The sequence below is a fragment of the Pseudomonas sp. DW-iso17 genome, assembly GCF_058725345.1.
Genome location: NZ_JBZXEA010000021.1, coordinates 210,304 through 222,818, shown reverse-complemented (window position 1 = coordinate 222,818; position 12,515 = coordinate 210,304). Strand labels below are relative to the sequence as shown.

Below are 12,515 nucleotides of genomic sequence, written 5' to 3'. Positions count from 1 at the left end.
TGAAGAATCGGGGCGTCGTTGTCCCGCAGTTTAGAGGAAGAGTCCGGGGCCCGGGCGACTTCCTTCGGGGAATCTGACGCCGACTTTGCCAATCTTGTTCCCGTCCATGACCGCGACGGTCCAGATGGTGTTGTTCCACTCCACCTGGTCGCCGACTACCGGTGCACCGCCCACCTTCTGGGTGATGAAACGGCTCAGCGGCATGTCCGGGTCGATACCCTCAAGCTTGAGCCCGTACAAGGCGGAAACCGCGCCCAGCTGGGCGTCGCCTTCGAGGACGAAGTCGCCGAAGAAGCGCAAATCGAGGCCCCGTTGCGGTGCCTGGCTGAACAGTTTGCCCAGAGCCGGCAGGTTGTGTTCGTGGCCGATCACACAGAGCAAATCGTCGACTTCCAGCACCGTACTACCCGACGGATGGAGCAGTTGCTGGCCACGAAACAGCGCGGCGATGCGCGTGCCTTCGGGCATTTTCAGCTCGCGCAGGGCCGCGCCGATGCACCATTTTTCTGCGCCCAGGCGGTAGACGAACAGCTCCCACTCGCTGGTAACGTGCACTTCCAGCGCTGCCCGGGAAATCGGCGCCGGGTCCGGCGGTACGGTGACTTTAAGCAACTTGGCCACCCACGGCAGGCTGGTGCCCTGCACCAACAGCGAGACCAGCACGATAAAGAACGCCAGGTTGAAGTACAGCTGTGCATGGGGCAGACCGGCCATCAGCGGGAACACCGCGAGGATGATCGGTACCGCGCCGCGCAGGCCGACCCAGGCGATAAAGGCCTTTTCGCGCCCGTGGAACGCTTTGAATGGCAGCAAGCCAACCATCACCGACAGCGGCCGGGCAAACAGGATCATCCACAGCGCCAGGCCCAGGGCGGGCAGGGCGATGGGCAGCAAATCGTGAGGCGTGACCAGCAGGCCCAGCACCAAGAACATCCCGATCTGCGCCAGCCAAGCCATGCCGTCGAGCATATGCAAAATGCCATGGCGGCTGCGCACCGGGCGGTTGCCGATCACCAGCCCGCACAGGTACACGGCGAGGAAGCCGCTGCCGTGCAGGGCGTTGGTCAGGGCAAACACGAACAGGCCGCCGGCGATCACCAGGATCGGGTACAGGCCGTTGGCCAGGTTGATACGGTTGACCAGCTGCAACATCAGCCAGCCGCCACCCAGGCCTACCAGGCCACCGATGCCGAATTCGCGGATCAGGTGCGTGAGCAGGCTCCAGTGCAGGCCGGTCTGGCCGCTGGCGAGCATGTCGATCAGGGTGACGGTGAGGAACACCGCCATCGGATCGTTACTGCCGGATTCGATCTCCAGGCTGGCGCTGACCCGCTCGTTGAGGCCCTTGCCGCCCAGCAGTGAGAACACCGCCGCGGCGTCCGTGGAGCCGACAATGGCACCAATCAGCAGGCCCTGGATGATATTGAGGTCGAACAGCCAGGCCGCGGCCATGCCGGTGAGGCCGGTGGTAATCAACACCCCCACCGTGGCCAGGGACAATGCCGGCCACAGCGCCACGCGGAAACTCGCCACCCGGGTGCGCAAACCGCCGTCGAGCAGGATCACGGCGAGGGCGAGGTTGCCCACCAGGTAGGCGGTCGGGTAGTTATCGAAAATGATGCCACCGCCATCGACCCCGGCGGTCATGCCCACGGCCAGGATAATCACCAGGATGGGGATCCCCAGGCGTGACGAAAGCGAACTCACCAGAATGCTCGCAGTCACCAGCAACGCGCCGATCAAGAACAGGCTGTTGATGGTCGTCGCATTCAAAGGCAGTACTCCAGGGCAGGGGAAGACAGGACGCAAACTGACCATGCAGTCTGCGTGCCAGGGATTCTAACCTGTTGAATTGCTGCGCTGTCAAAAAGCTTTTGTGGCTGCGCATCGATCAAATGTGGGAGCTGGCTTGCCTGCGATTGCGGTGTGCCAGGCGCCAGGGGCGTTAGCTGATAGATTGCTGTCGCAGGCAAGCCAGCTCCCACAGGGTATGCGGTGTGAGCAAAGGCTTATTTCAGAGGCGGAACCTTCCGACCATCCCGTTCAGGTCCACCGCCAACCGCGACAATTCGCCGCTCGCCGCACTGGTCTGGCTGGCGCCGGTGGCCGATTGCACCGACAGGTCACGGATATTCACCAGGTTGCGGTCCACTTCCCGCGCCACCTGGGCCTGTTCTTCCGCCGCGCTGGCGATCACCAGGTTGCGCTCGTTGATCTCCACAATCGCCGTGTTGATGGTGTCCAGCGACAGGCCCGCGCCTCGTGCGATGTTAAGTGTCGATTCGGCGCGCTCGGTGCTGTTGCGCATCGAATCCACCGCGTGCTCAGTGCCTGTCTGGATGCTGCCGATCATGCGCTCGATTTCGCTGGTGGACTGCTGGGTGCGATGGGCCAGCGCCCGCACTTCATCAGCCACCACGGCGAAACCACGCCCGGCTTCCCCGGCTCGCGCTGCTTCGATCGCGGCGTTCAGGGCCAGCAGGTTGGTCTGGTCAGCCAGGCCACGGATCACGTCCAGCACTTTGCCGATATCCCGCGATTCATTGGCCAGATCGCCAATCAGGGACGCTGTGGCCTGCACATCGGTACTCATGCGTTCGATGGCGCTAACGGTTTCCTGCACCAGGTCGCGGCCGTCGCCGGCAGAGGTGGTGGCGTTGCGCGAGGCTTCGGAGGTGCTCACCGCGTTGCGTGCGACTTCTTCCACCGCGCTGGTCATCTCGTTGACGGCAGTGGCGGCCTGTTCGATTTCGTTGTTCTGCTGGGTCAGGCCACGGGCGCTTTCGTCGGTGACCGCATTCAGCTCTTCAGCGGCAGACGCCAGCTGGGTAGCGGAGCCGGCGATACGTTGCAGGGTGTCGCGCAGTTTGTGTTGCATCTTGGCCATGGCCGCGAGCAGGCGTCCGGCTTCGTCGTTGCCGTCCACGGTGATCGGGCGCGTCAGGTTGCCTTCGGCCACTTCTTCGGCGGCTTCTAGCGCCTGTGCGATGGGCAGGGTGATGCTGCGGGTCAGCAGCCAGGCGAACAGCAAGGTCAGCGCCGTGGCAACCACCAGCAGGCCTACCACCAGGTCAAAGGCCATGTCGTATTGGTCTTTGGCGCGCTGGTTGGTGGCGTTGGCGTCGTCGTTATTGATATCCAGCAAGCGGGTCAAGACCGCATTGACCTGCTCGGAGTTGTCCAGCAACTCGGTGTTGAGCAGGCTGCGCAGCTCGTTGACCTGATTGGCGCGAGACAGGCTCTTCATGCGCTCTTCAATCTGGCGGTACTGACCCAGCAAGCGCACGTACTCGTTGTAAGCGTTGCGCTCTTCGGTGCTGGTGATCAGTTTTTCGTAGATGTCCTGGGCTGTGCGAATCTGCTGATTGCGCAGTTCAAAGGCTTCCAGGGTCTTTTGCTGTACATCCGGCTCGCGGTTGGTCAGCAAGCGGTACGACAGCACGCGCAGGCGCAGGGTCAGTTGGGTGAATTCATCCAGGGCGCGAATGCTGGGCACGCTGGCCGAGGTGATGTCTTCGGTGGCTGCACGAATTTTGCTCATCTGGTTCAGGGCGAACACACCGAGCAACAACATCAAGGCGCCAATAAACGCGAAGCCGAGGAAGGCCCTCGGGGCGATATTCATATTACGAAGAGACATGCTGGAGTCCTGGGGGAGGCGCTATCCATGCGGCCATGAGACGAGGTGTGCCCGCCTTATCGGCCATGCGACTAAAGTCTTAAGGGGGGCGCGCGCTTTTGTCGCATCGGACCAGGGGTTGGGTGAGTTCAGGAACCAGATCGGGTAAATGCAGTCACTAAGGCTCGAAAGTGCGGCCCGGCCTTGCAACATCGGGCTGCGCGGCCGGGGATAACCCTGGCATCCGAGGTGAATTTTCTTTATCGTCACCGCCCTTTTTAAACGCCCGAGAAATCAAAATGTTAGAAGCATCCCTCAGCCAATTGGAACAACTGGTCAGCGACCTCGTACAGCAGAATCAAGAACTGCTGGGCAGCAACGAATCCCTCAAGGCCGAGCTGGCCCGCGCCAAGGACGAAAACGACAGCCTGCAACTGAACCTGATGGAACAGGAAGAAAAGCACGGCGCCACCGCCGCCCGCATCCAGGCGCTGGTTGAGCGTGTAAGTGCAGGGCCTGTCAGCGCATGAGTGAGGGCATAAAGGTCGTTTCGATTCTCGGAGAGGATTACTCGATCAAGGCACCGGCCGGCGAAGATCAGACCCTGATGCATGCAGTGACCATGCTCAAAGCCTCCCTGGCGGTTACCAAGAAAAAGTACCCGACCCTGATCGGTGACAAGCTATTGGTACTGGCCGCGCTGAACCTGTGCGCCGAGCAGATTGAAATGCAACAGGCGCACCAGCAGGAACTCGACCGTTACCAAGAGCAAGTCAGCGCCACGGTCGATGTGATCTCTAAGGTGATCGGTCAGCCCTGAGGGCTAGAACCATTCCTCTTGCATGCCCAGGCACGTATCGTCGCGTGCTTCCAGAATCGCCAGTTCATGATGGCAGCTCGGTACTTCCCAGGTCAGGAAGTACCGGGCGGCCTGGAGCTTGCCCTTATAAAAGGCCGCGTCAGCCGCTTCCCCCTTGGCCAGCCCTTCTTCGGCGCGGATCGCCTGTTCCAGCCAGCGCCAGCCAATCACCGTGTGCCCGAACACTTTCAAGTACAGCGCCGAGTTCGCCAGGCTGCTGTTGACCTTGCCTTGGGCGAGATCGGTCAGCAGGCCAATCGTGACGCTTTGCAGCCGGTTTACCAGTTGCTCCAGAGGCTCTCGCAGTGCCGTGAGTGAAGCGTGCTTTTGCGCCCGGGCTCCGGTTTCGGCGATCAGGCGAATCAACTGCTTTAAACCGGCGCCGCCGTTCTGCGCCAATTTGCGCCCGAGCAGGTCCAGGGACTGGATGCCGTGGGTGCCTTCATGGATGGGGTTCAGGCGGTTGTCGCGGTAGTACTGCTCCACCGGGTATTCGCGGGTGTAGCCGTGGCCGCCGAGAATCTGGATCGCCAGCTCGTTGGCCTTGAGGCAGAACTCCGACGGCCAGGATTTGACGATGGGCGTGAGCAGGTCGAGCAGTTCGTGGGCTTGCTTGCGCTCGGTGTCGGTTTGCAGGGTGGTGGTGTCGTCGAATAGCCGCGCCGCGTAGAGTCCGAGGTCAAAGGCGCCTTCCACATAGGCTTTCTGGGTCAGTAGCATGCGCTTGATGTCGGCGTGCTGGATGATCGCCACCGGTGCGGTGCTCGGGTCTTTACTATCAGGCAGGCGCCCCTGGGGCCGTTCGCGGGCGTAGTCCAGGGAGTAGAGGTAGCCGGCGTAACCGAGCATCACCGCGCCCATGCCCACGCCGATGCGTGCCTCGTTCATCATCTGGAACATGCAGCTCAGCCCCTGGTGCGGCTTGCCCACCAGATAGCCGACACAGTTGCCGTTATCGCCAAAGTTAAGCGCCGTGGACGTGGTGCCGCGCCAGCCCATCTTGTGGAACAGCCCTGCCAGCAGCACATCGTTGCGAGCGCCCAGGCTGCCGTCCTCGTTGACCAGGAACTTGGGCACGATAAACAGCGAAATGCCCTTCACGCCTGCGGGAGCGTCCGGCAATTTTGCCAGCACCATATGCACGATGTTTTCCGACAGCGAATGGTCGCCACCGGAGATAAAGATCTTGTTGCCCTTGAGCCGATAACTGCCGTCAGCCGCGGGTTCTGCACGGGTACGAATGTCCGACAGGGAAGAACCGGCATGGGGCTCGGTCAGGGCCATGGTGCCGAAGAAGCGCCCGTCGATCATTGGCTGCAGGAAGCGTTGTTTCTGCTCCTCGGTGCCGAAGCTTTCGATCAGGTTGGCGGCGCCCATGGTCAGGAACGGGTAGGACGTCGAGGCGGCGTTGGCCGATTGGAAGTGCGCGAAACAGGCCTGGGACAACAGGGTCGGCAGTTGCATGCCACCTGCTTCAAAGCTACGTGCTGCGTTGAGGAAGCCGGCCTCCAGGAAGGCGTCTACGGCGGGTTTGACTTCCGGGATCAGGATCGCTTGGCCGTTCTCATAACGCGGTTCGTTTTCGTCGTTCTTGCGGTTGTGGGGGGCGAAGTACTTTTCGGCGATGCTGCGCGCCGTGCTGATTGCAGCGTCGAAAGTTTCGCGGTTGTGCTCGGCAAACCGCTCGCGCTGGGTCAGGCCCTCGGCATCGAGGACTTCATACAGCTCGAAAGCCAGATTGCGGGAACTGAGCAGCGTCTCGGACATGGCGGCGTACCTTTGAAGGAATTGGCCTGAGTCTAAGTGCGCGAATGTAGGGTGGCTAGCAAGATTGATTTAAGTGATAGAAGGGCAGAACGCTGGCGAGGCATCGAGATCGTTCCCACGCTCTGCGTGGGAACGCCTCTTTTGACGCTCCGCGTCACGCTTCTGGACGCAGAGCGTCCTTAAGCTGCATTCCCACGCGGAGCGTGGGAACGATCAGCCGCGATCAGCCGCGGTGTGTCAGTTAGCCGATGGTCATCAGGCTGGCGTTACCACCCGCCGCGGCGGTGTTTACGCTCAACGCACGCTCGATCACCAGACGCTCCAGCGCAATCGCCGTTTCGCCTTGCGACAGGCCATGCACCCCAACAATCGCCCCACCGCGCTGCGCCACTTGCTGGCACACCGCACGCAGTTGGTCGGAATCACCGTGATGCAGCACGGCGTCAAACACCACGTCGTCCTTGGTCCAGTCAGCCACGCGCTTGATCTTCGCCTGAATCTCTTTAGGCAGGCGTGGGAACAAGGCCTTGGTCAGCTCGGTTTCCGGCCATACCGCCGAACCACCGACGGCCAATACCGCCGCCAGTTGGGTCAGCAGGTCGCCTTCCACTTCGGCCAGGCACAGTACGTGCTCGCGCGGCAGGATGGCGTAGCTGTTGCGCTCGCCGGTCGGGCCGGCCAGTTGGCGGGTGATACCGCTTTGCGACTGGGCGGCGAACTGCGTGCACAGGGCGCTCAGTTCACTGAACTTATTGCCGTCGGCCCAGGTTTTCAGGGCGGTCAGCGATTGGCTCATGGCATCACGCAGGCGCACATCCGGCGCGGCCAACTTGTCGCCGCGTACGAAGGATTGCTCGATTGCATCGGTAGGACGAGTCGACAACAAGCGGTACAGGTACAGCGGGCCACCGGCTTTCGGGCCAGTGCCCGACAGGCCTTCGCCGCCGAACGGCTGCACGCCGACCACGGCGCCAACAATGTTGCGGTTGACGTAGACGTTACCGGCATTGACGTTGTCGATCACCTTGGCGATGGTCTCGTCGATGCGCGTGTGCACGCCCAGGGTCAGGCCGTAGCCGGAAGCGTTGATCTGGCCGATGAGCTGGTCGATCTCTTTGCGCTTGTAGCGCACTACGTGCAGCACCGGGCCGAAGATCTCGCGTTGCAGTTCGTCGAAGCTTTCCAGCTCGATCAGGGTCGGCATCACGAAGGTGCCGCGCTTGATCTCTTCACCGTCGGCAATCGCCACCTGGTAAACGTTGCGGCCTTTGTCACGCATGGCCTGGATGTGTTTCTCGATACCGGCCTTGGCTTCGGCGTCGATCACCGGGCCGATGTCGACCGACAGGCGTTCCGGGTTACCCAGGCGGCATTCAGCCATGGCGCCCTTGAGCATTTCGACCACACGGTCTGCCGAATCTTCCTGCAGGCACAGTACGCGCAGTGCCGAGCAACGTTGACCGGCGCTGTCGAAGGCCGACGACACGACGTCGATCACCACTTGTTCGGTCAGCGCCGAGGAATCGACGATCATCGCGTTCTGGCCACCGGTTTCGGCGATCAGTGGAATCGGGCGACCCTGGGCATCCAGGCGACCGGCGACATTGCGTTGCAGCAGGCGCGCCACTTCGGTGGAACCGGTGAACATCACGCCTTTGACGCGATCATCACCCACCAGACGGGCACCGACGCTTTCGCCCTGGCCTGGCAGCAATTGCAGCACACCTTCCGGAATACCGGCTTCAAGCAGAATACGTACGGCCTGGGCAGCCACCAGCGGCGTCTGCTCGGCAGGCTTGGCCAGCACCGGGTTACCGGCAGCCAGCGCTGCAGCTACCTGACCGCTGAAGATGGCGAGGGGGAAGTTCCACGGGCTGATGCACACCACCGGGCCCAATGGGCGGTGGGCGTCATTGGTAAAGTCGTTGCGCGCCTGCACCGCGTAGTAACGCAGGAAGTCCACGGCTTCACGCACTTCGGCGATGGCGTTGGCGAAGGTCTTGCCGGCTTCACGGGCCAGCAGGCCCATCAGCGGCTGGATCTCGCCTTCCATCAGGTCGGCGGCGCGTTCCAGGATGGCAGCACGTTCGGCGGGCGGGGTGGCCTGCCAGATCGGCGCGGCGCTGATGGCGCACTGGATGGCGTTGTCGACGTCTTCGACGGTGGCTTCCTGTACCTGGCCGACCACGTCACGCAGGTCGGATGGGTTCAGAACCGGTTGTGCCGCTTCATTGCTGGCGGCGCAACCGAGCATCGGCGCGGCTTTCCAGTTGTTGTGAGCAGTGGCCAGCAGGGCGCAGGACAACGAGGCCAGGCGATGTTCGTTGGCCAGGTCGATACCGGCCGAGTTGGCGCGGTCGCTGCCGTACAGGTCACGCGGCAAAGGGATGCGCGGGTGCGGCAGGCCGAAACCGCCTTCCTGGGTTGCCATTTGCTCGATGCTGGCCACCGGGTCGGCTACCAGTTCCTGGATCGAGATGGACTGGTCAGCGATGCGGTTGACGAACGAGGTGTTGGCGCCGTTTTCCAGCAGGCGGCGTACCAGGTAGGCCAGCAGCGTTTCGTGGGTACCGACCGGCGCGTACACACGGCACGGACGGTTCAACTTACCTTCGGAAACCTTGCCTACAACCTGTTCGTACAGCGGTTCACCCATGCCGTGCAGGCACTGGAACTCGTACTGGCCGGGGTAATAGTTCTGACCGGCGATGTGGTAGATAGCCGACAGGGTGTGGGCGTTGTGCGTGGCGAACTGCGGGTAGATGACTTCCGGCACCGACAGCAGTTTGCGCGCGCAGGCAATGTAGGAAACGTCGGTGTACACCTTACGGGTGTACACCGGGTAGCCTTCCAGGCCTTCGACCTGGGCGCGCTTGATTTCGCTGTCCCAGTACGCGCCTTTTACCAGGCGGATCATCAGGCGATGGCGGCTGCGGCGGGCCAGGTCGATGACGTAGTCGATCACATACGGGCAACGCTTCTGGTACGCCTGGATCACAAAGCCGATGCCGTTCCAGCCAGTCAATTGCGGCTCGAAGCACAGGCGCTCGAGCAGGTCCAGGGACAGCTCCAGGCGGTCGGCTTCTTCGGCGTCGATGTTCAGGCCGATGTCGTACTGCTTGGCCAGCAAGGTCAGCGACAGCAGGCGCGGGTACAACTCGTCCATCACACGCTCGTACTGCGCACGGCTGTAGCGCGGGTGCAGGGCGGAGAGCTTGATGGAGATGCCCGGGCCTTCATAGATCCCACGGCCATGGGAGGCTTTGCCGATGGAATGAATGGCTTGTTCGTACGAGGCCAGGTACTTCTGGGCGTCGTGTTCGGTGAGGGCGGCTTCACCGAGCATGTCGTAGGAATAGCGGAAGCCCTTGGCTTCGAACTTGCTCGCATTGGCCAGGGCTTCGGCGATGGTTTCGCCGGTAACGAACTGCTCGCCCATCAGGCGCATGGCCATGTCGACGCCCTTGCGGATCATCGGCTCGCCGCTCTTGCCGATGATGCGGCTCAGGGACGAGGTCAGGCCCGCTTCGTTGTGGGTCGACACCAGCTTGCCAGTCAGCAGCAGGCCCCAGGTGGCGGCGTTGACGAACAGCGAAGGGCTGTTGCCCAGGTGTGGCTGCCAGTTGCCGGTGCTGATCTTGTCGCGGATCAGCGCATCGCGGGTGCCTTTGTCCGGGATACGCAGCAGCGCTTCGGCCAGGCACATCAGCGCCACGCCTTCCTGGGACGACAGGGAGAATTCTTGCAGCAGGCCCTGAACAATACCGGCACGGCCGCCGGCACTCTTCTGATTGCGCAGTTTTTCGGCAATGCTCGCGGCCAGCTTGTTGGTGGCTTCGGCCATCGGCGCCGGCAGGCGCGCCTGTTCGATCAGCATCGGCACCACTTCCGGCTCGGGGCGCCGGTAAGCGGCGGTGATTGCGGCACGCAATACCGATTGCGGCAGGATGCTCTCGGCGAACTCAAGGAAGCACTGGTGGGCGTGGTCGGCCTGGACCTCGCCGGCATCATCGGCCTCCTTGCTGCTCAAGCCATTGAGCTCGGACAGGGTTGCACCACCCTCGAGTTTCTCCAGGTAATTGAAAATCGCCTGCTTGATCAGCCAGTGTGGCGTACGATCAATGGAGGTCGCGGCGGCCTTCAGGCGTTCGCGGGTCGGGTCGTCGAGTTTGACCCCAAGGGTGGTCGTTGCCATTTTTTTATCCTCATGGGTGCCACTACCGAGTGGCATCTGCTGGCGGCAAGATTAGCTTTGCCCATCCCGAGGTGCAACCGGGTGCAACCCTTTTGTTGGTTAAATGTTCGACGCTTGATCGGAAAAAAATAAACAGGCGACCGAATCCGCTCCGCGCTGGTGCATTTGCTTCTGAGATCGGCTGTTCTTGCTCCGAAAAGGAGCAAAAAAAGCGCGTTTGTCCTAAAACATACTTGGGTGCAACTTAATCGGCAGAAACTGGTTGCACCTTATTTGCTTTGTTGAATAGCATTCGCGCACCAAGGTGCAACCAACCCTCAGGGTGGGTTCATCGGCTGGCGGCTTTCCTGGGGAAACGCCAGTCATAAATGCGCGGCATGCAGGTTCGTCTATCCGGTTATCCACGGGTGGCCGTCCCCATGACCGTCGCTACATAAAAACAAAGCCAGGGCGTCACTCCTATGAGCGTTAGCAATCCAACCCTGATCACGTTCGTGATCTACATCGCAGCAATGGTGCTGATCGGCCTGATGGCCTATCGCTCCACCAACAACCTTTCCGATTACATCCTGGGCGGTCGCAGCCTCGGTAGCGTGGTGACAGCCTTGTCCGCCGGTGCTTCCGACATGAGTGGCTGGCTGTTGATGGGCTTGCCGGGCGCGATCTACATGTCCGGTCTGTCGGAAAGCTGGATTGCCATCGGCCTGATCGTCGGTGCTTACCTCAACTGGTTGTTCGTGGCCGGCCGCCTGCGGGTGCAGACCGAACACAACGGCGACGCCCTGACCCTGCCGGATTACTTCTCCAGCCGCTTCGAAGATAAGAGCGGCCTGCTGCGGATCATCTCCGCCGTGGTGATCCTGGTGTTCTTCACCATCTACTGCGCCTCCGGAATCGTCGCCGGCGCCCGCCTGTTCGAAAGCACCTTCGGCATGTCCTACGAGACCGCGCTGTGGGCCGGTGCTGCAGCGACCATTGCCTACACCTTCATCGGTGGTTTCCTGGCAGTCAGTTGGACCGACACCGTACAAGCCACGCTGATGATCTTCGCGCTGATCCTTACGCCGATCATCGTGCTGCTGGCCACCGGCGGCGTAGACACCACCTTCCTGGCCATTGAAGCCAAGGACCCGACCAGCTTCGACATGCTGAAAAACACCACCTTCATCGGCGTTATTTCGCTGATGGGCTGGGGCCTGGGCTACTTCGGCCAACCGCACATCCTTGCGCGTTTCATGGCGGCGGACTCGGTGAAATCGATCGCCAAGGCGCGTCGTATTTCCATGACCTGGATGATCCTGTGCCTGGGCGGCACCGTGGCAGTGGGCTTCTTCGGTATCGCTTACTTCTCGGCGCACCCGGAAGTAGCAGGCCCGGTGACTGAAAACCCAGAGCGTGTGTTTATCGAACTGGCCAAAATCCTGTTCAACCCATGGGTTGCCGGTGTGTTGCTGTCGGCCATTCTGGCGGCTGTGATGAGCACCCTGAGCTGCCAATTGCTGGTGTGCTCCAGCGCCCTGACCGAAGACTTCTACAAGGCGTTCCTGCGCAAGGGCGCGTCCCAGCTTGAGCTGGTATGGGTCGGTCGCCTGATGGTGCTGGTCGTGGCCTTGATCGCCATCGCCATGGCAGCCAACCCGGAAAACCGCGTACTGGGCCTGGTCAGCTACGCCTGGGCCGGTTTCGGTGCAGCCTTCGGCCCTGTGGTACTGATCTCGGTAATCTGGAAACACATGACCCGCAACGGCGCGCTGGCCGGCATCCTGGTCGGCGCAATCACCGTGATCGTGTGGAAGCACTTCGAATTGCTGGGCCTGTACGAAATCATCCCAGGCTTCATCTTCGCCAGCCTGGCGATCTACTTCGTGAGCAAGATGGGCGCACCGACGGTGGGTATGGTCGAGCGTTTTGACGCGGCGGAAAAAGATTACAACTTGAACAAGTAATTCGCTGGGCGTTTAACGCCTGCTGAGCGAACAAGAAAGGCCCACGTCCGAAGGACGCTGGGCCTTTTTTTGCTGGGCTGATTGGTGCAATAGCCGCCGATGCCCGTGGATTCCAGCGGTACTCACGTA

General features: G+C 61.6%; 6 protein-coding genes and 2 pseudogenes. 3 read left to right on the top strand and 5 right to left on the bottom strand.

The window, feature by feature from the left end; genetic code table 11:
- Positions 1 to 30: 30 nt before the first annotated feature.
- The 3 genes and pseudogenes from AC4PS6_RS15390 to AC4PS6_RS15380 form a co-directional block, all read right to left on the bottom strand.
- The gene (locus AC4PS6_RS15390) at positions 31 to 1,773 is read right to left on the bottom strand and encodes a potassium/proton antiporter (protein WP_014716612.1); all 1,743 of its coding nucleotides are present in this window, start codon (positions 1,771 to 1,773) and stop codon (positions 31 to 33) included.
- A 241-nt stretch (positions 1,774 to 2,014) separates the two neighbouring features.
- Positions 2,015 to 2,614: pseudogene (locus AC4PS6_RS15385) on the bottom strand (methyl-accepting chemotaxis protein); the annotation flags it as partial.
- 303 nt (positions 2,615 to 2,917) lie between these two features.
- Positions 2,918 to 3,574 (bottom strand): annotated as a pseudogene (locus AC4PS6_RS15380) (MCP four helix bundle domain-containing protein); the annotation flags it as partial.
- 344 nt (positions 3,575 to 3,918) lie between these two features.
- Between AC4PS6_RS15380 and AC4PS6_RS15375 the strand changes: the two are divergent.
- The gene (locus AC4PS6_RS15375) at positions 3,919 to 4,149 is read left to right on the top strand and encodes a hypothetical protein (RefSeq protein ID WP_003187970.1); all 231 of its coding nucleotides are present in this window, start codon (positions 3,919 to 3,921) and stop codon (positions 4,147 to 4,149) included.
- A complete protein-coding gene (locus AC4PS6_RS15370) occupies positions 4,146 to 4,439 on the top strand; it encodes a cell division protein ZapA (protein WP_003187971.1) in 294 nt (97 codons plus the stop codon). Before AC4PS6_RS15375 ends, AC4PS6_RS15370 begins: the two co-directional genes overlap by 4 nt.
- Before the next feature lie 3 nt (positions 4,440 to 4,442).
- Here AC4PS6_RS15370 and AC4PS6_RS15365 read toward each other — a convergent pair whose 3' ends face one another.
- Both AC4PS6_RS15365 and putA read right to left on the bottom strand, forming a co-directional pair.
- Entirely contained in the window at positions 4,443 to 6,245 is a 1,803-nt protein-coding gene (locus tag AC4PS6_RS15365; RefSeq protein WP_336826784.1) for an acyl-CoA dehydrogenase, read from the bottom strand.
- Positions 6,246 to 6,486: 241 nt separating this feature from the next.
- A complete protein-coding gene (putA, locus tag AC4PS6_RS15360) occupies positions 6,487 to 10,440 on the bottom strand; it encodes a trifunctional transcriptional regulator/proline dehydrogenase/L-glutamate gamma-semialdehyde dehydrogenase (protein WP_019818318.1) in 3,954 nt (1,317 codons plus the stop codon).
- A gap of 461 nt (positions 10,441 to 10,901) precedes the next feature.
- Between putA and putP the strand changes: the two genes are divergently transcribed.
- A complete protein-coding gene (gene putP / locus AC4PS6_RS15355) occupies positions 10,902 to 12,386 on the top strand; it encodes a sodium/proline symporter PutP (protein WP_105225518.1) in 1,485 nt (494 codons plus the stop codon).
- The last annotated feature ends 129 nt before the right edge of the window (positions 12,387 to 12,515 follow it).

Bases quoted from the DNA above. Each gene is read 5' to 3' on its own strand.
- AC4PS6_RS15370 (WP_003187971.1), top strand. From the start codon at position 4,146: ATGAGTGAGGGCATAAAGGTCGTTTCGATTCTCGGAGAGGATTACTCG.
- AC4PS6_RS15365 (WP_336826784.1), bottom strand. From the start codon at position 6,245: ATGTCCGAGACGCTGCTCAGTTCCCGCAATCTGGCTTTCGAGCTGTAT.
- AC4PS6_RS15375 (WP_003187970.1), top strand. From the start codon at position 3,919: ATGTTAGAAGCATCCCTCAGCCAATTGGAACAACTGGTCAGCGACCTC.
- putA (WP_019818318.1), bottom strand. From the start codon at position 10,440: ATGGCAACGACCACCCTTGGGGTCAAACTCGACGACCCGACCCGCGAA.
- putP (WP_105225518.1), top strand. From the start codon at position 10,902: ATGAGCGTTAGCAATCCAACCCTGATCACGTTCGTGATCTACATCGCA.